The organism is Mycetohabitans sp. B3, from assembly GCF_021498065.1.
Lineage (GTDB): Bacteria > Pseudomonadota > Gammaproteobacteria > Burkholderiales > Burkholderiaceae > Mycetohabitans.
In genome coordinates this window covers 23,298-44,391 of the sequence record NZ_JAHLKN010000037.1, presented here as the reverse complement: position 1 = coordinate 44,391, position 21,094 = coordinate 23,298, and the positions used below count along the sequence as shown (strand labels likewise).

The following is a 21,094-nucleotide window of genomic DNA, read 5'->3' as shown; positions in this document are numbered from 1 at the left end:
TGCCGGTGTCGTTCATGCGCGGGGCCCCAATGGCGATCACGCAACAATGGCGCTCGTTTACGGCATTGCGATGCTCGCAAGTCCGGTGCACCGGTACCGGTCCTGCGATGCCGCCATGCCCAGTATGCCGATGGCGACACTGCAATGCCGCCACGCCCAGCATGCCGATGCGCCGCGACACGCGAATCTGGATGAGGCTCACGCACGGCACTCCGGCGGCGCAAAACGGTCCGGCAGCGTCGGCCTCGGGTCCGGCACTGGCCCGGGAATCGGGAGCGACGAAGTGGTCTTGCCGGCGGCGAAGCACTCCCAAGTCAGTGTGCCTGTGCTGCTGCGGTTGCTGCTGACGGATACTTGTGCATGGGGTGCGTCCGGATCGTCGGATGTCGACGGCACCAGCACGAGCGTGTTCTCGCCGGATGGTGCGACCAGCGATGTATAGCTGATCGTGATGGCCCCTGTTTTGTCGTCGATGTCAATCGACTCCACGTTGCGCGTCGCCGGCGGTCGTGCATAGCCGCTGCCGAGCCGTTGCGCGCCCGCTACGGCGTTTTCTGCCACGGCCAGCCGCGCCGGCGCAGCCAGCGATAGGCCCTCGCCGACTCGGCTGCGAGTCAGATAGTCGCGGTACGCCGGTAGCGCAAATGACGCGATGACGCCAACGATTGCCAGTACGATCATGAGTTCCACCAGCGTGAATGCCGCGCACGACGGTGTCGGTGCCCGTGCCGTGGTGCGGGAAGAATCGTCGGGCTTCTGGCGGGTCGATGCAGTCATCGGTGCGCTCCTCACAAGAGGCCGCTTCGGGAATCGAATGCGGTTTGAGGCATTCTGCGCAACAGGACGAGTCAGCTGCAGTCAGCTAAATAGCCAATGCATCGCCACAGCGGTGCGGAATTTTTGTATAGTGCGCCGGTTTCCCCGAGTCCGATCCGCCATGCCCGTATCGTTGCCGCAATTGCTGACGTTTGTCTTTCTTATCCTGGCCTGGATCCTGCCGTACGCGGTCACGTTACATACGTATCCGATTCCGACCTTCTACGCCGAGTACTTGGCGCTTGCGTTGTACTTGCTGGTCGGGGGATCGGTCTTCGCATGGGTGTTTGTGTCCGGCGAGCGTGTGGCGATCGGTGCGCCGCGGGTGGCGCTCGTGCCGCTGCTGTTCGGCGCGTTGTTATTCGCGCAGCCGTTCATCATCGATACCGTTCAGCCATCGATGAATCTGCTCGGTGGCGGGTTTCTGCTCGCCGCGTTGATGGCGACGCAGACGGGGTACTGGGTCAGTCGCCTGGGTTCGATGCAACGCGCGTTCAATGTGATGGCGTACGCGCTGCTGGCAGGTGGCGTATTCGCGGTGTTTTGTCAATTCGTCCAATTGTTTCATTTGGAAAACCGCGTGGCGCCCTTCGTGGTCAGCTACAACGTGCAGATAGGGCGGCGGCCGTTCGGCAACATGGCGCAGGCGAACCATTTGGCCACGTACATCGCGTTTGCGCTGGCCGCGGCGCTGTATCTGGTTCAGCAGCGACGGTTACGTTACCCAGTATGGATCATGTTGTCGGTGGTCTATACCGCCGGTCAGGCATTGACGGTCTCGCGTGGCCCTTGGTTGCAGACCGGCGTCATCGTGCTGGCGGGAGTATGGATGGCGTTCGAGGCGCATCGCAATCGCGTAACGTCCTATGGCGGACGCCACGACACCCGGCGTTCGCTGCGCGACTGGGCGACGCCGGTGTTGCTGCTGGTCATTTTCGTCGCCGTCAATATCGCGACGCGCTGGGCCAATGTGTCTTTCGGCCTGAATCTGGGTCAGTCCGCTGCCGAACGGTTTCAGGATGCCGGCCAGATTGCGCCGCGGTTGGCGCTCTGGAAATATGGGCTCGCGATGTTCGAGATGCACCCATGGTTTGGCGTTGGCTGGGGCGAATTTCCACGCATTCAATATGAACTCGTCAACAAGCTCGGCAACGTCGAGATTGCGAACAATTCCCATAACATCGTGATCGACCTGCTGGCTAAGACCGGTGTACTCGGACTGACGATCGTCGTGGTGGGACTGCTGCTGTGGTGCGTGCGCGTTCTGCGTGGTGGTGAGCGGGTCGAACGGGTATTCGGCATCGCGCTGATCGGCATCCTGTTGATGCACGCGCTGGTCGAGTATCCACAGCAGTACATGTTCTTCCTACTGCCGGCGTGGTTCGTGATTGGACTGCTGGAGACCGCACCGCTGCGGGCGGCGCCCGCAGCCGCTCGGGGAGGGCAGGGCGCGCTGGTACTTGCCGGCCTCGTCGCATTGTACCCAATCCAGCGCGACTATGCGCGCTCGGAAGTGCTGTACTACGGCTCCAATCCCTATGAGCAATACCGGGCCGATCCGGCGGTGCTGTTTTCCGCATGGGGCGAATATGGTTTCGCGACATTGTTGCCATTGGATAAGACCGATCTCGACAAGAAGCTGGCGATGCACCGCCAGGCGATGGCCCTATTGCCTGGAGAAACCGTGGTGCGGCGGTACGCGGTGCTGCAGGCGATCGCTGGCGATACCGATGGCGCGTTGCAGACCATGCGTCGGCTGAAAGTATTTGCGGACATGTTGAAGGATTGGCCGATGCAGCTTGCTGCGGTGTATCGCGCGTGTGACGATGCCGGCAGTGTGCTTGCGCCATTCAAGCAGACGCTTGTCGCCCGCTATGGGATCGTGCCGGTGGCGCCGCCGGAGGACGACGAAGACGGTGGGGAATGATCGGCTTCGCCGGTTTTGATCTAGCGCGGGACCCGTGGGTAACCCCCGTGGTTCCGGCCGTACCTATTCCCCCGCTACCCAATCCCCGGACTTGCCGCCGTGTTTCTCGAGCAGCTTTACATCGGTAATCGTCATGCCGCGATCCACGGCCTTGCACATGTCGTAGACGGTCAGCAGGCCGATCTGCACCGCCGTGAGCGCTTCCATTTCGACGCCGGTGCGGCCGATCGTCTCGACGCGGACGGTGCAGTGCACGGCCGCTGGCGTTTCGTCTAGGGTGAAATCGACGCTCACGCGGGTCAGCGCGAGCGGGTGGCACAGGGGAATCAAGTCGGATGTGCGCTTGGCGCCTTGGATCGCCGCGATACGCGCGACGCCCAGCACATCGCCCTTGGCGGCGCGGCCCTCGCGGATGAGCGCCAGTGTTTCGGCGCGCATCGCGATCGTGCCACGCGCAATCGCGACACGGCGGGTTGCATCTTTGTCGCCGACGTTGACCATCTGCGCCTGGCCGGATGCATCGAAATGGGTAAGTTCTGACATGATAGTGATGGCACGATATCGTTGCCGGAAGCGGCGTTGTGCAGCTTGCGGGGGCTTGCCGGTCCGCGGGAGGCTGGCCCGGTCCGCGGCGCATCAGCGTGCAATAGCGATTCACCGAGGCCCGCAGCCATCCCGGTATCATAGCAGTGGCACGCGTGGGCGCGTACGAGCACTGCGGCGCCCACGCCTACGTGTACTCACGGTGGTGCGGTGGCTGAACGGGTGCTGCCGTTGCACAGTCGTGTGCCGGGATGTCCTGACCGAGTCATGCAAATCAAACGTCTTATTGCGTTGTCCGTCATCGTTGCGCTGGTTTGGCCGCGGCTGCCAAGCGCCCAGCTATCCGGCGCGCCCGACACCGTGCAGGCCGGCGTGCGGGTGTCTACCGGCACGCCGGCGATTCCGGTGGTCAGCGCAACGGGCCGGGATGTTAGGCAATATGATCCGCGCTATTCCGATTCGCTGAGCGATGTCTTCGGCGTGTATCGCGGCAATGCGAGCAGCATCGAGCGTCCGGGTACGTCGAGGTTCACCGATGCGTCCCATGGACCGGACGGGCACTCGCTGCCCAGCCTTGGCGACGGCTCAGGCGGCTCGTTGTCGCCGCAGGCGGAGCGCAAGCTTGGCGAGCGGGTGATGCGTGCGGTGCGGCATGATCCCGATTACCTGGACGACTGGCTGGTGCGGGACTATTTGAACTCGGTCGCCTCACGTCTCGCGGCCGCGGCCCGCGAGCGCTACATCGGTGGCTACGTGCCGGATTTCGACCTGTTCTCAGTGCGCGACATGCAGATCAATGCGTTCTCGATGCCGGGCGGCTTCATCGGGATGAATACGGGCTTGATCGTCGCGACACGCACCGAATCGGAGCTGGCGTCGGTAGTCGGCCACGAGATGGGTCACGTGCTGCAACGGCATATCGCGCGGATGATCACGGTCAGCGAGCGCAACAGCTATGCGGCGATCGCCGGCATGCTGTTTGGCTTGCTTGCTGGCGCGTTGGCTCACAGCGCGGATCTGGGTTCGGCGGTGGCGATCGGGGGACAGGCGTTCGCCATCGACAATCAGTTGCGGTTTTCACGCACCGCCGAGCGCGAGGCGGATCGCGTCGGCTTTATGATGCTGAAAGGCGCGGGCTTTGATCCGTATGGAATGCCATCATTCTTCGAGCGCATGGAGCGGGGTACGGTCGCGAATGTTGGCGTGCCGCCCTATGCGCGAACGCACCCCCTGACCGGGGAGCGGATCGCCGATATGGCAGACCGGGCCCGCAATGCAGCGTATCGCCAGCCGCGGCAGTCGCCAGAGTACGTATTCGTGCGGGCACGCGTGCGGGTGTTGCAGAACAAGTCGGCAAGCGACCTTGCGGTTATCGAGCAGCGCTTGCGGGCGGAGATCGATGACCAGACCGCGCCGAGTGTGGCGGCGAACTGGTATGGCATTGCGCTGGCGCAAATGCTGCAAGCGCACTATGCGGCCGCGCAGGCTTCGTTGCGGCGCGCGCGGGCGGCATTCGGCGCATTGCAGTCGGCGCAGCCGGATGGCATGCCGTCCACGGTCAGCCTGGATGTGCTGGGCTCGGAAATCGCCCGCCGCGCCGGACGGCTGGACGATGCGTTGCGCGACGCCCAACTGGCGCGGCGCCGCAATCCGGCTTCGCACGCGGCGATCGACGCGTATTTGCAGGCGATGATCGCCGCGCGCCGGTACGCCGATGCGCAGGCGCTGGCACGGGCGCAGGCAGCCGCGGAGCCGCAGCGCAGTGAATGGTGGCGCTATCTGGCGCAAGCGAGTGCCGCACTGGGTGACACGGTCCAGCAGCGCCGCGCGCAAGCAGAGACGTTGGCGCTCGACGGCGCGTGGCCATCGGCGATCCGCCAGCTCAGGCAGGCGCGCGATACGCGCGGTGCGTCATACTACGACATGTCGGCGATCGCCGCGCGGCTGCGGGAATTCGAGGAGCGCTATCGGGAAGAGCGGGACGACGACAAGCATCGCGGATAGCGGGTCCACGGGGGCCGTCGTGCCGCACGCTCACGCTACGGAGTTGGCATGCGCGCTGCCGCGACGGCGGCGGGGCTAGGCTCGAAATGAAAGCGCACCGGCACATCAACGCGGTCAATGGGCTGGATCCGCAACGGCTCATGCGGACGCCAGACGAACGTATGCGGCTGCCCGTCGTCATCGAAATCGATGTGCTCGGAGAAGAGCGCTAGGTCGTAATCGTGCAATACCGCGACCCGGGCAGGCGCGCCATCATCGACGAACAATACGCCGCCGGCATCGTCGAGGTAGCACGCGCAAGGCACGAACGGTGCCCCGGTATGGTCGCACAGCGTCAGGACGTCACCATGCAATGCTTCAGACAAATCCTCGTGCTTGGACATCCTGACAACGTACGGCGTGTACGCCAGTTCGACGTAGACTCGCTGCGGCCCGTTCTGGAAGTACCACTGGCCGTCTTTGTCGCCTTGGTAGTTGCGATTGATAAAGCCGAGCAGCGCCGGGTGCCGGATCGGCGTGCCCAGCTCGCCGCCCGACTGTGCTGCCTCATCGCGCATGCGCCAGTTGCCGCGTCTGTCCAGCAGCAGCCAGCCGGTGCAGTGTGAGACGTTGGGCCATTTGGCCAGTGCTTTCTTGACGATGTCATCCATCGCGAGTCACCGAGCGTAGGGTTGAAAGTAGCCCAGCACGCGCCGTGCCAGCCACTCGATGCGTCCTGGGAACGGCCCCGTCATGAAACCGACATGGCCGCCGTATTCGGGTTGCGCCAGTTCGACGGCCGCCGACACGTCGCGCGCTGCCGGTAGCGCATGCGCGGGCAGGAATGGGTCGTTGCGCGCGTTGAGCAGCAGCGTTGGCACTGTGATTTCGCACAGCAGCGGCTTAGACGCCGAGCGCTTCCAGTAGTCGTCCACGTCCCCAAAGCCGTGCAGCGGGGCGGTGACGATATCGTCGAACGCCCGGAAGTCGCGCGCCTGCAGCGCGGCGGTGACGTCGAACAAGCCAGGGTATTGTTGCGCCTTGATGACGGCCTTGCGCTTGAGCGTGCGCAGGAAATTACGCGTGTACAGAAGGTTGAAGCCGCTGGACAGCGCAACGCCGCCTACGCTCGGGTCCAGCGGCGCACTGATGGCCGCCGCAGCATCGACCAGTCTGCCAGCGTCCTCACGCCGTTCGCCGAGCCAGCGCAGCAGCACGTTGCCGCCCAGCGACACGCCGGCAACGAGCAGCGGGCCCGCGTGCGCGTCGTGCAGACGGTGCAGAATCCAGTCCATTTCGGCGCTGTCGCCCAGATGGTAGAAACGCGGCGCCAGATTGATCGGGCCGCTGCAACTGCGGAAATGCGGGACCACGCCGCGCCAGCCCTGCAGTGCGACGGCCGCCATCAATGTGCGTGCGTAATGGCTGCCAGAACTGCCCTCCAGGCCGTGAAACAGCACGACGAGTGGCGCATCTGGCGCCTGCTCGGCGGTATCGAGCCAATCCAACTCGATGAAATCGCCATCTGGTGTGGTCCATCGCTCGCGCCGGTAGGCGACTCGTGGCGCGCGTGCGAGCAGCGCCGGCACGATCGTTTGGATATGAGCATTGGGTAGCCAGCGGGGCGGCCGGTAGATCAAATCGATGTGGGCCGCGCCTGACGAGCGTTCAGTGTAGCGAACCCTGTCCATGGCGCATCTTCGCGGCGAACTGGCCGGCAGCCTTGTCCGGCATCGGGCTCGCGTGGATATGGGCGATCCGCCATTCGCCGCGCTCATGCACGAGCACGTAGGTCGAGAACACCATCGTCGCGGGCTCGGTCTGGTCGACCGGACGGTGTGCCTCAGCGATTGCGTAGACCACGGTGCTCAGGCTGTCGTGTATGCGGATGTCGACCGGCTCGATCGTCACGCGTGCCGCTTCGAACTGCTTCGCCAGCCCACCGCGGATTTCGCCAAGGCCGTGCATGTGCGTGCCGTCCGCGCAGATGCAGCTGGCGAATTCCTCGTCAATCCACAGGCTCATCGCATGATCCAGGTTCGCGTCGGCAATAGCTTGGTAGTACGCGTTGAGCGCGTCGGCGGCGGCGTCGAAAAGGCGGGCGAAACGTGGCATGGCGCGTCGATGATAGGTTCGGTTCTGGCGGGGCGCTCGTTTTGCGCGGCAAGCGTGGCGCGCCCCGACACAGCTCAGCGGTTGGCGATCAGCATCCCGCGCAGGTCGCCGAACACCTGTTCGGCAGACAGTTCGCGCAGGCACTTCAGGTGACCGAGCGGGCACTCGCGCGCGAAGCACGGGCTGCACTCGAGATGCAGCCATTGTACCTTCGCAAGCTCGGACAGGGGGGGGGTATGTCGCGGGTCGGTCGATCCGTAGAGCGCGACGAGCGGTCGGCGCAATGCCGCGGCCACATGCATCAAGCCGGAATCGTTGGTCACCACCGCGCTCGCGCGCGTGATCAGTGCACAGGCTTCGCCAAGCGACGTTTGGCCGCACAGGTTGCGCACGTTCGGGGCGCGTTCCGCGATGGCCTGAGCGACCGCGCTGTCCTTGGGCGAGCCCAGTGCGACGATCTGCGTGTACGGAAATGACTGGCCGATCATCCGAGCCAGCGCCGCGAAGTGCTCCGGCGGCCAGCGCTTGGCCGGCCCGTATTCGGCGCCGGGACAGAACGCGATCAGTGGCACCCGCGTGTCGAGATTAAACCGGTGTGACACGCGCACCGGCTCGTTCAAGTCAATTTCCAGCCGCGGCGGCGGCAAGTCGGCCGGCAGCTTGGCGCCCGGCGCGTAGGCGAGCGCCGCGTAATGCGGCACCATCGGCGCTCGCTCGCCCTTCGGCGGATTCGGATGCCGCACGTTCAGCAGCATATAGCGGCTCTCGCCGGTATAGCCGATGCGCAGCGGGATGCCGGCAAGCCATGGAATCAGTGCCGATTTCAGCGAGTTCGGTAACACGTAGGCTGCGTCATAGCCGGCTTCACGCAGGTCGCTGGCCAATTGCCACCGCTGCCATAGCTGCAGCTTGCCGTGTTCAAGGTCAGTCGAATGGATCTCGCGGATCTCCGGCATTCGTGCGAGCACCGGCGCCACCCACGCGGGCGCGACGGCATCGAGGACGATCCGCGGGTGCAGCCGCTTGATTAGCGCGAACAATGGCTGAGCCATCAACGCGTCGCCAATCCAATTGGGCGCGATTATGAGCGCACGGCGCATCGGGTCAGAAATTCCAGTCAAAAAGCGCTTCGGCCGGCTCTCACCTGGAGCGCCGGAAGCGGGTCGATTACGGGGGAAGCAACACGGAGACGCTGCGCGCGAAAGCTGTCGCACCGTGGTGCGACAGCTTTCACGATCAGCCTGCGCCGGTGCGTGGCGCTGGACTTAATGGCCCTTGAGCACCTCGCCGTCGCGCAGCTTGTAGCGCGTGCCGCAGTAAGGGCACCGGGCCTCGCCGTGCGTGACGTCGATGAAAATACGCGGATGCGCGCTCCAGCGGGGCATCGCCGGGTTCGGGCAATAGGCGGGGACGTCCTTCACGCTGAGTTCGATCAGCGGCATTTCCTTCAGTTCGCTCATAGGGTCGATCTTGGGTTTCAAAGAGGCAGGTTCAGATCTGGGTCAGCCAGTGCGCGTACTGTTTGTTTTTCCCCGACACGATATCGAAGAATGCAGATTGGAGCTTTTCGGTGACCGGTCCGCGGCGGCCGGTGCCGATCGGGCGGTTATCCAGTTCGCGGATTGGCGTGACTTCGGCCGCGGTTCCGGTGAAGAACGCCTCGTCCGCGGTATACACCTCGTCCCGCGTGATGCGCTTCTCAATGACTTCGATGCCGAAGTCTTTCGCCAGCGTGATGATCGTGTCGCGCGTGATGCCGTCTAGGCACGACGACAGGTCCGGCGTATACAGCTTGCCATTGTTGACGAGGAAGAAGTTTTCGCCGGAGCCCTCGGACACGTAGCCGTCCACGTCCAGCAGCAGCGCCTCGTCGTAGCCGTCGGCGATCGCCTCCTGGTTGGCGAGGATCGAGTTCACGTACCAGCCCGACGCCTTGGCGCGCACCATCGACACGTTGACGTGGTGGCGCGTGAACGACGAGGTCTTCACGCGAATGCCGTTGGACAGCCCTTCGTCGCCGAGGTAGGCGCCCCACGGCCATGCTGCGATTGCGACATGGATCGTGTTGCCTGTCGCCGACACGCCGAGCTTCTCGGAGCCGACCCAGATGATCGGGCGCAGGTAACACGACTGGAGTTTGTTTTCCTGCACGACGTCGCGCTGCGCGGCGATAATCGTTTCCTGGTCGAACGGCACGCCCATCTGGAAGATCTTTGCCGAGTTGAACAGGCGCCTCGTATGCTCCTTCAACCGGAAGATCGCGGTGCCCTCGCGGGTCTGGTACGCGCGCACCCCTTCGAATACGCCCATTCCGTAGTGCAACGTGTGCGTCAGCACATGGATCTTCGCGTCGCGCCAGTCGATCAGCTTGCCGTCCATCCAGATTTTGCCATCGCGGTCGGCCATTGACATAGGGATTCTCCTCGCGGTGTCTGTCATTGGCCGCCCGCACGGAACGTGCAACGGCTCAGCCAAAGGACGTTATTTTAGCGCCAATTCGAACCCCGACGCGCATACGGCGTACAGCTTGCAGCGGCCTGCCGTCGTTTCTCGCGGCGGGCCGCGCGCGGCACACGCCGGCGTTTCGGGATCCGTCAGTTAATCGTCAATTCCTCTTTGCGGTACGCTTTATTCATCGCAAGCGAGGCTGAATACAGCGCAAAATTGACCGTTGCTGCCATGTTCCAGCGTTTATCCGATGTCGATCGCCGCGCCTTTGTCGATGGCGTGCGCACCTATGCGCCGACCGTTGCCGCGATGTTCTCCTGGGGGCTAGTGACCGGCATCGCGATGAGCAAGTCGGTGCTGACCGCGCCGCAAGCCCTCGGGATGTCGCTGCTCGTGTATGCCGGTTCCTCGCAACTGGCCGTGTTGCCGCTGCTCGCCGCGAAGCTGCCGATGTGGACCGTGCTGCTGACCGCGGCAATGGTCAATACGTGGTTTATCGTGTTTAGTGCCGGCTTGGCGCCCATTTTCGTACCTGTCAAGGCCGCGCCGTTTGCTGATGGGCTATTTCAACGGCGACGTGATTTACCTGCTGTTTCAGGCACGCGGATTCAAGCCAAGCTATGAACTCGGGAAAGAGCCGTTTTTCTGGGGCATGGCGGCATCGAGCTGGGCCCAGTGGCAGACATCGTCGATCGTCGGCATCCTGTCCGCACGCCTTTTCCCAGGCGATTGGGGATTGAGCCTCTGGTCGGCACGCTGGCGCTGGTGCCGATCATGGTGTCGGCGATTGTTGTCAGAATCCGCCAGTAACTGATTTGTTCTGCAAAATGTCGTGTAGAGCTGGTAAGCGGACGTTGTTGCTGGAGTGTCGTGTACCTTGTGCGATAATATTTTAATCGACTGGGGCGACATGCATCATACGGTTCGCAGCCCCTTACACTAAACGATTGGTTGTTCTACTAGTTGCGCGTGCGGTAAAGCGACCATGCGATGCTGGGCGGTCAGTGCATCGGCTTTGATGGCAAGGCTTGCGCGCCGGTAAACGGGTGTGGCTAACAGTCCGGGGGAGCGGGCAGTCCATATTTGTAACCCTGGCATAAAAGGTTATAGGGAAGCTACCTGTTGGTCAGGTAACATGCTCCCGATCGTTGGGTGACACACTATTTTTAAGTGTCGGTTTTTGAAGTGTCGGCTATAGTTGCTTGACAATCTAATGAGCGCGGGAATGTGCGTCGTTTTGCCGGTTAATCCCCGTGTCCGGTGCATGTTGTTAGGCTTTTTTGAATAATAGGCTTGGAGAGTACGTATTGCAACGGTTTACCGCTCCCATCGATGAAACTTCGTGGCAGTGTGACACTGCTGGTGACAGGCAGCATGGTGGCAATCCGTCGCTAAACGGCTTGCCCGCGGCAGTGCAGTGTGTCTGTCCACATTGTTGCCATGTTCGACATGGCTTGGCGCCGGCGGGCAGCAGCGTAGAAGAGGATGCCGAATCTCAGGCGGCTATGAAGTACCCTTTGGTTTCGCTCGTTGTGCCGTTTTACAACGAAGAGCTGGTGGTCGAACCGTTCTTTCGCGCCGTCTTGCCGGTGCTGCGCAGCCTGCCCAAAGCGCACTATGAAGTTATTTGTGTCAACGATGGTAGTATCGATTCTACACAGCAGAAACTGTTGACTGCGCGCGCGAGCGATCAGCACATTTGTATCGTTGAATTGTCGCGCAATTTTGGCAAGGAGGCGGCGTTAACAGCCGGTATCCATGAGGCTCGAGGCGCGGCGGTCATCCCGTTTGACGCGGATCTGCAAGATCCGCCGGAGGTTATTCACCAGTTGGTGGCGCGATGGCGGGAGGGTTTCGATGTGGTATTGGCCAGACGTGTGAAGCGGCACACAGATACCTATGCCAAACGAGGGGCCGCCAAGCTTTTTTATCGACTACATAATGCAATCTCCGACACAGCAATTCCCGAAAATACGGGTGACTTCAGGTTGATGTCCCGCAATGTAGTGGAAGCGCTGAAGCGATTGCCTGAAAACCGGCGGTTTATGAAGGGATTGTTTGCATGGGTTGGGTTCCGCACGAGTGTGGTTGACTATGTTCGTCACTCAAGGGCGGGCGGCAAATCAAAGTTTTCTGCCTGGAAGTTGTGGAATTTGGCTCTCGAAGGACTGACCAGTTTTGGAACGTTACCGCTGCGGATGTGGACGTATATTGGTGGCACTGTTGCAGGGCTGGCCCTTTTTTATGCCACGTATTTAATTATGCGCACGCTGTTGCGGGGAGTCGATGTGCCGGGCTATGCATCGATCATTACTGTCGTGCTTTTTCTGGGTGGGATTCAATTGATAGGGATTGGTATGATAGGCGAGTACGTGGGACGCATATATATGGAAGCCAAAAGAAGGCCTGCGTATATTGTCCGGAAAATCTATCGTTAAGCGTGCATGGTTCATCGCAGTAAAAATTTATTCTGAAACTCAATTTCAAATTAGCTTTGTTCTACAAAACTGGTATTGATATGAAAAAGAAGGGCGGCGTGGATTGCGATTTGCGCATGCTCTGGTTGTTACCGATACACGCGGCTGTATGGACATTCGCCGCATGGCTGTCATGGGGTAACCTTGACAGGCAGGGTGACATGGTCGAGAACTACGTGTGGGGCATAGAATGGCAAGCCGGCTATTCAAAGCATCCCCCATTGTTTGCATGGATTACTGCAGCGTGGTTTCGCGTTTTCCCTCATACTGATATTGCGTACTTCTCTCTGTCGTCGCTTAACGTAATGGTGGGCTTGCTTGGTATCGTGGCTCTTGCCAAGCGCTTCTTGCCAGCGCGGCTCGCTGTCTTGGCAGGATTGGCAATGGCGGTCTCCCCACTGTACTCAAATCTTGCGATCAAGTTCAATGCTAATGCAGTTTTATTGTCGCTTTGGCCGTGGACTGCATATTTTTTTGTCTGCTTTATGCAAAATCGCCGCGTGGGCTGCGCGATTGCGCTTGGTGTACTTTCCGGTGTATCGATGCTGGGTAAGTACTTTTCAGCGGTATTGCTCATAGCGTTATGCATTGTCGCATTTGTGTATCCGGCTTGGCGCGCCACTTTGTTGAGTTGGCGCTCGTGGCTGGTAGCAGGCACTGCAGCAGTCGTCGTGCTACCTCATCTTCACTGGCTCGTGGTCAATGATTTTCCAACACTCCATTACGCGCAAAACCGTGCGGGCGGAACGCTGGGAGATGCTATCGCGCGTTTTTGTACCTACACGGCTGCGCAATTAGGCTATCTTTTACCAAGTTTCTGCTTTGTTATTTTATTGGCCGGGGCACGCTGGCGGCAGGCGGCTCTCGCGATGGCGCGCAGTTGTGTCACGCCTTCCAGGCATGCTGGCCTTTGGTGGCTAGTCGCAGGCCCGCTTATTGTTGTGGGGGCGATAGCAGTGGTGGCGAAAACGCAGATGGCCTCCGTATGGGGCATGGCTCAGTGGTTCGCTATCGTTCCGTTTTGGCTGATGGTACTTCGTCGTGACGGATTCGAGATAACGCTGGAGCGCGTACCGCGGGTGATGTTGACCTACTGGCTGATCGTACTGACGATAGCGCCTATTGTCGGATGGCTGGCTGCGAAGCGCAATACAGAAGGGGGGGGCGAGCCGCGGGCTGAGCTTGCGGTTGCTGCAAGCGATCTTTGGCGCCAGCGGATGGGTGGGGATGTCCCGATAGTAGGCGGAGCAGTCCATGAAGCGCAATCGATTGCATTTTATGGTCGTGGACGCACACGTTTTTGGGACTTCCGTCACCCCCATGACACACCGTGGGTAAGCGCCACTGATGTGGCGCGTCAGGGCGCCCTTCTCGTTTGCCGGGACGGCGACCGTGATTGCATCGCTGCCGCAAGCTCGATTAGCGCAGTGTCGCCAACATTATGCGAGGTGCAAAAGCGGGCTTGGGGTATGACACTACCGGCGCGCAGATACCAGCTCTTTTTAATGCCGCCCCGCCTATAAAGACGCATCGACATTGTTTGGTGGGTTGAGCGCATCGCCTTCATGCCCGCAAGCACTACGTTGTGCGCAGTGTAAGCGCAATACACTTGGTCGCTGTGGCATTGCGTCACCATGCGATGCGTTAAAATGGACCATCGCGTGCAAATGCGTCATCTGAGCGGCAGGCAGCGGCCATCGCGCTGCGGCTTTACCCTTTCCTCAACTCCGTCAAGCCAACCTCATGACTCAAGTTCTGCGTTTGACCGACCTCATCGCGGACGGAAAGCTCCGCGGCCAGCGTGTGTTCATCCGTGCCGACCTGAACGTGCCACAAGACGATGCCGGCCACATCACCGAGGACACCCGCATTCGCGCGTCGGTCCCGGCGATCCGTGAGGCGCTCGATGCCGGCGCAGCGGTGATGGTGACATCGCACTTGGGCCGGCCCACCGAAGGGCAGTTCAAGTCGGAAGACTCTCTCGCACCCGTGGCCAAGCGCCTGGGCGAGTTGCTCGGCCGCGACGTGCCGCTGGTGGCTAACTGGGTTGAGCGTGGTGTGAGCGTGGCGCCCGGCAATGTCGTGCTGCTCGAGAATTGCCGCGTCAACCCGGGTGAGAAAAAGAATTCGGACGAGCTTGCGCAAAAGATGGCCGCGCTGTGCGACGTCTATGTCAATGACGCGTTTGGCACCGCGCACCGCGCGGAGGCGACCACGCACGGGATCGCGAAGTACGCGAAAATCGCGTGTGCCGGTCCACTGCTCGCGGCGGAACTCGATGCGCTGGGCAAAGCGCTCGGCAACCCGAAACGTCCGCTCGTGGCGATCGTGGCGGGCTCGAAGGTGTCAACGAAGCTGACAATCCTAAAGTCGCTTGCCGAGAAGGTCGACCAACTGATCGTAGGTGGCGGCATCGCGAACACGTTCATGCTGGCCGCCGGGCTGCCAATCGGCAAATCGCTGGCCGAAGTGGATTTAGTCGGTGAGGGCAAAGCGATCATCGACGCGGCGAACGCGCGCGGGGCGTCGGTGCCGATTCCGACCGACGTGGTGACTGCGAAGGCGTTCGCGTCGGATGCCCACGCGCAGACCAAGGCGGCAAGCGAGGTGGCCGACGACGACATGATCTTGGATATCGGTCCGCAGACCGCGGCCGCGCTGGCCGTGCAACTGGAAAAGGCCGGCACAATCGTGTGGAACGGGCCCGTCGGCGTGTTCGAGTTCGATCAGTTTGGCAACGGCACGAAGACGCTCGCACAGGCCATCGCGAAGTCGGAGGCGTTCTCCATCGCCGGCGGCGGCGATACGCTCGCGGCGATTGCGAAGTACGGTATTCATGACAAGGTCAGTTATATCTCGACCGGTGGAGGGGCCTTTCTCGAGTTCCTCGAGGGCAAGACGCTGCCTGCGGTCGAGGTGCTGCAAAGCCGTGCGCAAACCGGTAACGCCGGCGCATAAACGGCCAACGGCGCGCGACCTTGTGCAACGCACCGCCGACACCGCAGCATAGCGGCGCGGCTGTCCTGGCTTGGCCGGCCGCGCGCAGCGGCGTTGCGCCGGTGTCGCATTCGCTCCGGGCAATCGCCTCCGCAGCAGCGCTTTAACCCAGTCGAGGAGACTCATGCATCGCGCTACCAAGATTGTCGCCACCATTGGACCCGCGTCCAGCTCGCCAGATATCCTGTCGCGGATGATCGCGGCGGGGCTGGATGTTGTGCGGCTGAATTTCTCGCATGGCACCGCCGACGATCATCGTCAGCGTGCCGAGTTCGTGCGGGAGGCTGCGCGACAGGCGGGCCGTGAAGTGGCGATCATGGCGGACCTGCAAGGCCCGAAAATCCGCGTCGGCAAGTTCGAGAACGGCCGTGTGACGCTCGCTGCTGGCGCGCCGTTCGTGCTGGATGCCGCGTGCGAACTGGGCAACGACGAGCGCGTCGGCCTGGACTATAAGGACCTGCCGCGCGATTTGAAGGCCGGCGATGTCCTACTGCTTAACGATGGCCTGATCGTGTTGAGCGTGCAGCGGGTGGTTGGCGAGGAGATCCACACGACCGTGAAGGTCGGCGGTGAATTATCGAACAATAAGGGGATCAACCGGCAGGGCGGTGGTCTGTCCGCTCCCGCACTGACGGCAAAGGACATGGAGGATATACGTACGGCCATGGCGCTCGGCGCAGATCTGGTCGCCGTGTCGTTTCCCAAAAACGCGACGGACATGGAGATGGCGCGGCAGCTCGCGAACATCGCCGGCGCACCGTACGGCTACAAGCCGAAGATGATCGCCAAAATCGAGCGTGCCGAGGCGATCCCGGCATTGCAGGAGATCCTCGATGCATCGGACGGCATCATGGTGGCGCGCGGCGATTTGGCGGTGGAGGTCGGTAACGCGGCGGTGCCGGCGCTGCAAAAGCGCATGATCCGGATGGCGCGGGAGGCGAACAAGACCGTGATTACCGCCACGCAAATGATGGAGTCGATGATCCAGAACCCGGTGCCGACGCGGGCAGAAGTCTCGGACGTAGCCAACGCGGTGCTGGATGGCACCGATGCAGTGATGTTGTCCGCGGAGACTGCGGCTGGCCGGTATCCGGTCGAGACCATCGAGACGATGGCGGCCATCTGCGTGGAGGCGGAAAAGTCCGAGCACGTCGAGCTGGACAAGGATTTCCTGGATCGTACGTTCACCCGCATCGACCAATCGATTGCGATGGGAGCGCTGTTCACCGCGTTCCACCTTGGCGCCAAGGCAATTATTGCGCTGACCGAGTCGGGCGCGACCGCGTTATGGATGAGCCGGCATTGGCTGCATGTGCCGATCTATGCGTTGACGCCACGCGTGGCCAGCGAGCGGATGATGGCGTTGTATCGCAATGTGGTGCCGCTGCACCTGGAATCGAGCCTGGACCGCGATACGGCGCTACAGCAGGCGCTCGAGTTGCTAGTGAGGAACGGTTACGCAGTGCGCGGCGACATTGTTGTGTTGACCGTGGGCGAGCCAATGGGACAGGCGGGCGGTACCAATACGCTGAAGATCGTCAAGGTGGGCGACATTGTCTGAGGTTTTCACCGCTGGGCGCGTTCCAGTCAACGTACAATAATGGTCAATGACCGACGCGACAGCGCCCGATTTGAGGCAGCGCGCGGCGCACGGCATAACACGGATGCGCGCGGCTCACGGTAGCGCGGCCAATGCCGGGAAGAATTCTCATTGAAGGAGTGAAACATGCCTCTCGTATCGATGCGTCAACTGTTGGATCACGCGGCTGAAAACGGCTACGGATTGCCGGCGTTCAACGTCAACAACCTCGAGCAGGTGCAGGCGATCATGGCGGCCGCGGACGAGGCAAATGCGCCGGTGATCATGCAGGCGTCGGCGGGGGCGCGCAAATATGCGGGTGAAGCGTTCCTACGCCATCTGATCGAGGCGGCGGTTGAGTCCTATCCGCATCTGCCGATTGTGATGCACCAGGACCACGGGCAATCGCCGGCGGTTTGCATGGCGGCGATCCGCAGTGGCTTTACCAGTGTGATGATGGACGGCTCGCTGCAGGCTGACGGCAAGACGGTTGCCAGTTATGAGTACAACGTCGAGGTGTCGCGACAAGTGGTCGAGTTTTCGCACGCGATCGGCGTGACGGTCGAGGCCGAGCTCGGCGTGCTCGGTTCGCTCGAGACGATGAAGGGCGACAAGGAGGACGGCCACGGTGCGGAAGGGACGATGACGCGCGAGCAACTGCTCACCGACGTCGAGCAGGCGGCCGACTTTGTGCGCGCGACGCAGTGCGATGCGCTGGCCATTGCGATCGGTACGTCCCATGGTGCTTACAAGTTTACGAAGAAGCCGACCGGCGACATTCTGGCCATCGATCGGATTAAGGAAATCCATGCGCGGATCCCGAACACGCACCTGGTGATGCACGGCTCGTCGTCGGTGCCGCAGGAGCTGCTGGCGGAGATCCGCGAGTTCGGCGGCGACATGAAGGAAACGTATGGCGTGCCGGTCGAGGAAATCCAGGAAGGCATCAAGCACGGTGTGCGTAAGATCAATATCGATACGGACCTGCGGCTGGCGATCACTGGTGCGATCCGCCGCTATTTCGTCGAGAACCCGAGCAAGTTCGACCCGCGCGACTATCTGAAGCCGGCGCGCGAAGCGGCTAAGAAGGTGTGCCTGGCGCGCTATCGGCAGTTCGGTTGCGAAGGGCAGGCCAGCAAGATCAAGCCGTTGCCGCTGGACAAGATCGCCGAGCAATACAAGTCGGGCGCGCTCAAGCAAGTGGTGCGCTGATTCGCCGCTAGCTGGGCCGGCGCGTGTTGCCGGTCCCGCGGCGCCATGCTGCGCTCGGTTTACAATACACGCCGTTCCCGCATTGCCGTGGAACGGCTTTTCCACTTTCTGGGACCCGACGATGCCCTCTGTGCTCTATGAATCCACGCTGAAGTCGCTGCCGCTACTGGGACGCGGCAAGGTTCGCGACAATTACGCGGTTGGCGACGACAAGTTGCTGATCGTGACGACCGACCGCCTGTCGGCGTTCGACGTGATCATGGGCGAGCCGATTCCGGACAAGGGGCGCGTGCTGAACCAAATGGCCAATTTCTGGTTCGACAAGCTTGCGCACGTGGTGCCAAACCACTTGACCGGCGTGGCGCCGGAAAGTGTCGTCGCGCCCGACGAGGTGCCGCAGGTCGCCGGCCGCGCGGTCGTGGTGCGGCGCCTGAAGCCGATCCTGGTGGAGGCGGTGGTGCGCGGCTACCTCACCGGCAGTGGCTGGAAGGACTATCAGGCCAGCGGCTCGGTGTGCGGCGTCGCGCTGCCGGCGGGCCTGCAGAACGCGCAACGGCTGCCGGAGCCGATCTTCACGCCGGCGGCAAAAGCGGACATCGGTCATCACGACGAGAACATCACGTTTGCTGACGTCGCGCAGCGTATTGGCGCCGAGCTAGCTACGCGCATTCGCGACATCAGCATCTCGCTGTACAAGGCGGCCGCGGACTACGCGGCCACGCGCGGGATCATCATCGCGGACACCAAGTTCGAGTTTGGGCTCGATGACGACGGCAAGCTGTACCTGATGGACGAGGTGTTGACCGCCGACTCGTCACGATTCTGGCCTGCAGACCAATACCGGGTCGGCACCAACCCGCCGTCGTTCGACAAGCAGTTCGTGCGCGACTGGCTGGAGGCGCAGCCGTGGAACAAGGCGCCGCCGGCGCCGAAGCTGCCGCACGAGGTGATCGACAAAACCGCGGCGAAATACCGCGAAGCTCTCGAGCGGCTCACGGGCCAGCCACTGCATCGATAACGGAAGCGCGCAATGAATGAAGTTCAGCAGCAAGCACAGCAGCCAGTACAGCCCGGCGGTGCGCACAGCCACCCGAGCCCGTTGGTTGGCGTGGTGATGGGATCGTCGTCGGACTGGGACACGATGCAGCACGCCGTGGCGATCCTGCGCGAGTTCGGCGTGCCCTACGAGGCACGCGTCGTGTCCGCGCACCGGATGCCCGATGAGATGTTCGATTATGCGCAAGCAGCGCGTTCGCGTGGGTTGCGCGCGATCATTGCGGGCGCGGGCGGCGCCGCACACCTGCCCGGCATGCTCGCGGCCAAGACGACGGTGCCGGTGCTCGGCGTGCCGGTGGCTAGCAAGTACCTGCGGGGCGTGGACTCGTTGCACTCGATCGTGCAGATGCCCAAAGGCGTGCCGGTCGCGACGTTTGCGATCGGTGAGGCCGGCGCGGCCAATGCCGCGTTGTTCGCCGTTGCGTTGCTCGCGAGCGCGGACAGTGTCGGCGCGCCGGTCGACGCGGACGGCTTCGCGTCCAAACTCGCAATGTTCCGCGTGCGTCAGAACGATGCCGCGCGGGCGATGGTGCTGCCGGCGGATTGACGCGTCGCATGGGCCGATGCGCTGGCATGGCGGCCTTCGGCATTGAATTGTGTGTCTCAGAGGCTCTGCCGCCGACCTTATTATTCTGACAAGATGACAGATGTTCACTTACCCGTAGGCACGGGTTCATCCTCGACAGCGTGTGCCGGCTCGCCCACATTCGGCGCGCCGATGTATCCACGCGCGCCAATCATGCCGGGCGCATGGCTGGGCATAGTCGGCGGCGGCCAACTCGGCCGGATGTTCTGTTTTGCCGCGCAGGCGATGGGCTACCGTGTCGCCGTGTTGGATCCGCAGATCACCTGTCCAGCGGGCGGTGTTGCTGATCGCCATCTTTGCGCCGCGTATGACGATCGCGAGGCGCTCGCTGAAATGGCGCGGCTGTGCGCGGCGGTGTCGACCGAGTTCGAGAATGTGCCAGCCGCCAGCCTAGACTGGCTGGCACGCACCACCTGCGTGAGTCCGTCCGCGCAGTGCGTCGCCATCGCGCAGGATCGTATCGCCGAAAAGCGCTGGATCGAGCAGGCCGGCGTATTGGTCGCGCCACACGTGGTGATCGAGTCGTCGGCCGCGCTGCAGGCCCTGTCCGACGAGGCCCTGGCGGCGGTGCTGCCGGGCATCCTGAAGACCGCGCGGCTCGGCTACGATGGCAAGGGGCAAATGAGCGTGTGCAACCCGGACGAGGTGCGCGCCGCGCATGCAGCGCTGGGTGGCGTCGCGTGCGTACTCGAGCAACGGTTGCCGCTCGCGTACGAGATCTCGGCCATCGTTGCGCGCGGCGCGGACCGCACGACGGTGGTGTTTCCAGTCGCGCAGAATATCCATGTTAACGGCATTCTGTCGCAGACGATTTCGCCGGCGCCGGTTGCGGATGCGGCGCTCATTGAGCGGGCGCAGGCTGCGGCGCTGTCGATTGCTGCACAACTAGACTATGTCGGCGTGCTGTGCGTGGAGTTCTTCGTGTTGAAGGACGGCTCGCTGGTGGCCAACGAAATGGCGCCTCGGCCGCACAATTCCGGCCACTATACGATCGACGCGTGCGTGTCGAACCAGTTCGAGCAGCAGGTACGCGCAATGACTGGCATGCCGCTGGGCTGCACGCGCCAGCATTCGCCCGCGGTCATGCTAAATTTGCTTGGTGATGTGTGGTTTGCCGACAAGACGCCGCGCGTGCCGCCATGGCACGAGGTTGCCGCGATACCGGGTGCGCACCTGCACCTGTACGCGAAGGAGGAAGCCCGCGTCGGGCGCAAGATGGGCCATCTGACGCTGACTGCGCTGACGCTGGATGAAGCTCGGGCGGCCGCGCGCGACTGCGCGCGCCTTTTGCATATCCGACTCGAATGAATGGTATCCGGCAACGCAACGACGGGCGTGGCGCGCCAACGCCGACG

At 62.3% G+C, this 21,094-nt stretch carries 18 protein-coding genes and 1 pseudogene; 11 read left to right on the top strand and 8 right to left on the bottom strand.

Features of this window, described 5'->3' with window-relative positions:
* Window positions 1-198 precede the first annotated feature (198 nt).
* Window positions 199-777, bottom strand: a complete 579-nt coding sequence (locus KQH55_RS11705) for a pilin (RefSeq protein WP_255763139.1) — start codon at window positions 775-777, stop codon at window positions 199-201.
* A gap of 160 nt (window positions 778-937) precedes the next feature.
* On the opposite strand from KQH55_RS11705, the gene KQH55_RS11700 reads away from it, so the two are divergent.
* Window positions 938-2,743: a PglL family O-oligosaccharyltransferase gene (locus KQH55_RS11700; protein WP_235091070.1), complete on the top strand. Its 1,806-nt coding sequence runs from the start codon at window positions 938-940 to the stop codon at window positions 2,741-2,743.
* Between the two features lie 63 nt (window positions 2,744-2,806).
* On the opposite strand, the gene moaC is transcribed toward KQH55_RS11700, so the two are convergent.
* Window positions 2,807-3,286, bottom strand: coding sequence for a cyclic pyranopterin monophosphate synthase MoaC (gene moaC / locus KQH55_RS11695; RefSeq protein ID WP_076796186.1), 480 nt, complete (start codon window positions 3,284-3,286; stop codon window positions 2,807-2,809).
* Between the two features lie 267 nt (window positions 3,287-3,553).
* On the opposite strand from moaC, the gene KQH55_RS11690 reads away from it, so the two are divergent.
* Window positions 3,554-5,290: a M48 family metalloprotease gene (locus tag KQH55_RS11690; RefSeq protein WP_076796184.1), complete on the top strand. Its 1,737-nt coding sequence runs from the start codon at window positions 3,554-3,556 to the stop codon at window positions 5,288-5,290.
* Window positions 5,291-5,325: 35 nt separating this feature from the next.
* Here KQH55_RS11690 and KQH55_RS11685 read toward each other — a convergent pair whose 3' ends face one another.
* The 6 genes from KQH55_RS11685 to KQH55_RS11660 all read right to left on the bottom strand — a co-directional run bounded on the left by KQH55_RS11685 (window position 5,326) and on the right by KQH55_RS11660 (window position 9,796).
* A complete protein-coding gene (locus tag KQH55_RS11685) occupies window positions 5,326-5,940 on the bottom strand; it encodes a DUF2946 family protein (RefSeq protein WP_235091068.1) in 615 nt (204 codons plus the stop codon).
* A 6-nt stretch (window positions 5,941-5,946) separates the two neighbouring features.
* Window positions 5,947-6,960 carry a hydrolase gene (locus KQH55_RS11680; protein ID WP_235091066.1) on the bottom strand — a complete coding sequence of 338 codons (1,014 nt, stop codon included), beginning with the start codon at window positions 6,958-6,960 and terminating at the stop codon, window positions 5,947-5,949.
* A complete protein-coding gene (locus KQH55_RS11675) occupies window positions 6,938-7,384 on the bottom strand; it encodes a nuclear transport factor 2 family protein (RefSeq protein ID WP_076786147.1) in 447 nt (148 codons plus the stop codon). The genes KQH55_RS11680 and KQH55_RS11675 overlap by 23 nt, the downstream gene beginning before the upstream one ends.
* A gap of 74 nt (window positions 7,385-7,458) precedes the next feature.
* On the bottom strand, window positions 7,459-8,484 hold the full coding sequence (gene waaF, locus KQH55_RS11670; protein WP_076786148.1) for a lipopolysaccharide heptosyltransferase II: 1,026 nt from the start codon (window positions 8,482-8,484) through the stop codon (window positions 7,459-7,461).
* A gap of 165 nt (window positions 8,485-8,649) precedes the next feature.
* Window positions 8,650-8,844, bottom strand: a complete 195-nt coding sequence (locus KQH55_RS11665) for a zinc-finger domain-containing protein (RefSeq protein ID WP_235091064.1) — start codon at window positions 8,842-8,844, stop codon at window positions 8,650-8,652.
* A 31-nt stretch (window positions 8,845-8,875) separates the two neighbouring features.
* Window positions 8,876-9,796 carry a branched-chain amino acid transaminase gene (locus KQH55_RS11660; RefSeq protein ID WP_235091062.1) on the bottom strand — a complete coding sequence of 307 codons (921 nt, stop codon included), beginning with the start codon at window positions 9,794-9,796 and terminating at the stop codon, window positions 8,876-8,878.
* Between the two features lie 267 nt (window positions 9,797-10,063).
* On the opposite strand from KQH55_RS11660, the pseudogene KQH55_RS11655 reads away from it, so the two are divergent.
* The 9 genes and pseudogenes from KQH55_RS11655 to KQH55_RS11615 all read left to right on the top strand — a co-directional run.
* Window positions 10,064-10,630: pseudogene (locus tag KQH55_RS11655) on the top strand (AzlC family ABC transporter permease); the annotation flags it as partial.
* Window positions 10,631-11,337: 707 nt separating this feature from the next.
* Complete coding sequence (locus KQH55_RS11650) at window positions 11,338-12,270, top strand: glycosyltransferase family 2 protein (protein WP_076797267.1); 933 nt, start codon at window positions 11,338-11,340, stop codon at window positions 12,268-12,270.
* 56 nt (window positions 12,271-12,326) lie between these two features.
* Window positions 12,327-13,832 carry a glycosyltransferase family 39 protein gene (locus KQH55_RS11645; protein WP_235091059.1) on the top strand — a complete coding sequence of 502 codons (1,506 nt, stop codon included), beginning with the start codon at window positions 12,327-12,329 and terminating at the stop codon, window positions 13,830-13,832.
* Between the two features lie 220 nt (window positions 13,833-14,052).
* A complete protein-coding gene (locus tag KQH55_RS11640) occupies window positions 14,053-15,267 on the top strand; it encodes a phosphoglycerate kinase (RefSeq protein ID WP_235091057.1) in 1,215 nt (404 codons plus the stop codon).
* A 163-nt stretch (window positions 15,268-15,430) separates the two neighbouring features.
* On the top strand, window positions 15,431-16,867 hold the full coding sequence (pyk, locus tag KQH55_RS11635) for a pyruvate kinase (RefSeq protein WP_076786153.1): 1,437 nt from the start codon (window positions 15,431-15,433) through the stop codon (window positions 16,865-16,867).
* A gap of 165 nt (window positions 16,868-17,032) precedes the next feature.
* Window positions 17,033-18,097: a class II fructose-bisphosphate aldolase gene (gene fba / locus KQH55_RS11630; RefSeq protein ID WP_076786154.1), complete on the top strand. Its 1,065-nt coding sequence runs from the start codon at window positions 17,033-17,035 to the stop codon at window positions 18,095-18,097.
* Window positions 18,098-18,218: 121 nt separating this feature from the next.
* A complete protein-coding gene (locus tag KQH55_RS11625; RefSeq protein ID WP_235091054.1) occupies window positions 18,219-19,115 on the top strand; it encodes a phosphoribosylaminoimidazolesuccinocarboxamide synthase in 897 nt (298 codons plus the stop codon).
* 12 nt (window positions 19,116-19,127) lie between these two features.
* On the top strand, window positions 19,128-19,700 hold the full coding sequence (gene purE / locus KQH55_RS11620; protein ID WP_235091051.1) for a 5-(carboxyamino)imidazole ribonucleotide mutase: 573 nt from the start codon (window positions 19,128-19,130) through the stop codon (window positions 19,698-19,700).
* 171 nt (window positions 19,701-19,871) lie between these two features.
* Window positions 19,872-21,047 carry a 5-(carboxyamino)imidazole ribonucleotide synthase gene (locus KQH55_RS11615; RefSeq protein WP_076796169.1) on the top strand — a complete coding sequence of 392 codons (1,176 nt, stop codon included), beginning with the start codon at window positions 19,872-19,874 and terminating at the stop codon, window positions 21,045-21,047.
* The last annotated feature ends 47 nt before the right edge of the window (window positions 21,048-21,094 follow it).

Coding starts and splice junctions, on each gene's coding strand:
- KQH55_RS11640 (WP_235091057.1), top strand. CDS start 14,053: ATGACTCAAGTTCTGCGTTTGACCGACCTCATCGCGGACGGAAAGCTC.
- KQH55_RS11665 (WP_235091064.1), bottom strand. CDS start 8,844: ATGAGCGAACTGAAGGAAATGCCGCTGATCGAACTCAGCGTGAAGGAC.
- KQH55_RS11675 (WP_076786147.1), bottom strand. CDS start 7,384: ATGCCACGTTTCGCCCGCCTTTTCGACGCCGCCGCCGACGCGCTCAAC.
- KQH55_RS11680 (WP_235091066.1), bottom strand. CDS start 6,960: ATGGACAGGGTTCGCTACACTGAACGCTCGTCAGGCGCGGCCCACATC.
- KQH55_RS11705 (WP_255763139.1), bottom strand. CDS start 777: ATGACTGCATCGACCCGCCAGAAGCCCGACGATTCTTCCCGCACCACG.
- pyk (WP_076786153.1), top strand. CDS start 15,431: ATGCATCGCGCTACCAAGATTGTCGCCACCATTGGACCCGCGTCCAGC.
- fba (WP_076786154.1), top strand. CDS start 17,033: ATGCCTCTCGTATCGATGCGTCAACTGTTGGATCACGCGGCTGAAAAC.
- waaF (WP_076786148.1), bottom strand. CDS start 8,484: ATGCGCCGTGCGCTCATAATCGCGCCCAATTGGATTGGCGACGCGTTG.
- KQH55_RS11690 (WP_076796184.1), top strand. CDS start 3,554: ATGCAAATCAAACGTCTTATTGCGTTGTCCGTCATCGTTGCGCTGGTT.
- KQH55_RS11615 (WP_076796169.1), top strand. CDS start 19,872: ATGTATCCACGCGCGCCAATCATGCCGGGCGCATGGCTGGGCATAGTC.
- KQH55_RS11700 (WP_235091070.1), top strand. CDS start 938: ATGCCCGTATCGTTGCCGCAATTGCTGACGTTTGTCTTTCTTATCCTG.
- KQH55_RS11625 (WP_235091054.1), top strand. CDS start 18,219: ATGCCCTCTGTGCTCTATGAATCCACGCTGAAGTCGCTGCCGCTACTG.
- KQH55_RS11660 (WP_235091062.1), bottom strand. CDS start 9,796: ATGTCAATGGCCGACCGCGATGGCAAAATCTGGATGGACGGCAAGCTG.
- purE (WP_235091051.1), top strand. CDS start 19,128: ATGAATGAAGTTCAGCAGCAAGCACAGCAGCCAGTACAGCCCGGCGGT.
- KQH55_RS11685 (WP_235091068.1), bottom strand. CDS start 5,940: ATGGATGACATCGTCAAGAAAGCACTGGCCAAATGGCCCAACGTCTCA.
- KQH55_RS11650 (WP_076797267.1), top strand. CDS start 11,338: ATGAAGTACCCTTTGGTTTCGCTCGTTGTGCCGTTTTACAACGAAGAG.
- moaC (WP_076796186.1), bottom strand. CDS start 3,286: ATGTCAGAACTTACCCATTTCGATGCATCCGGCCAGGCGCAGATGGTC.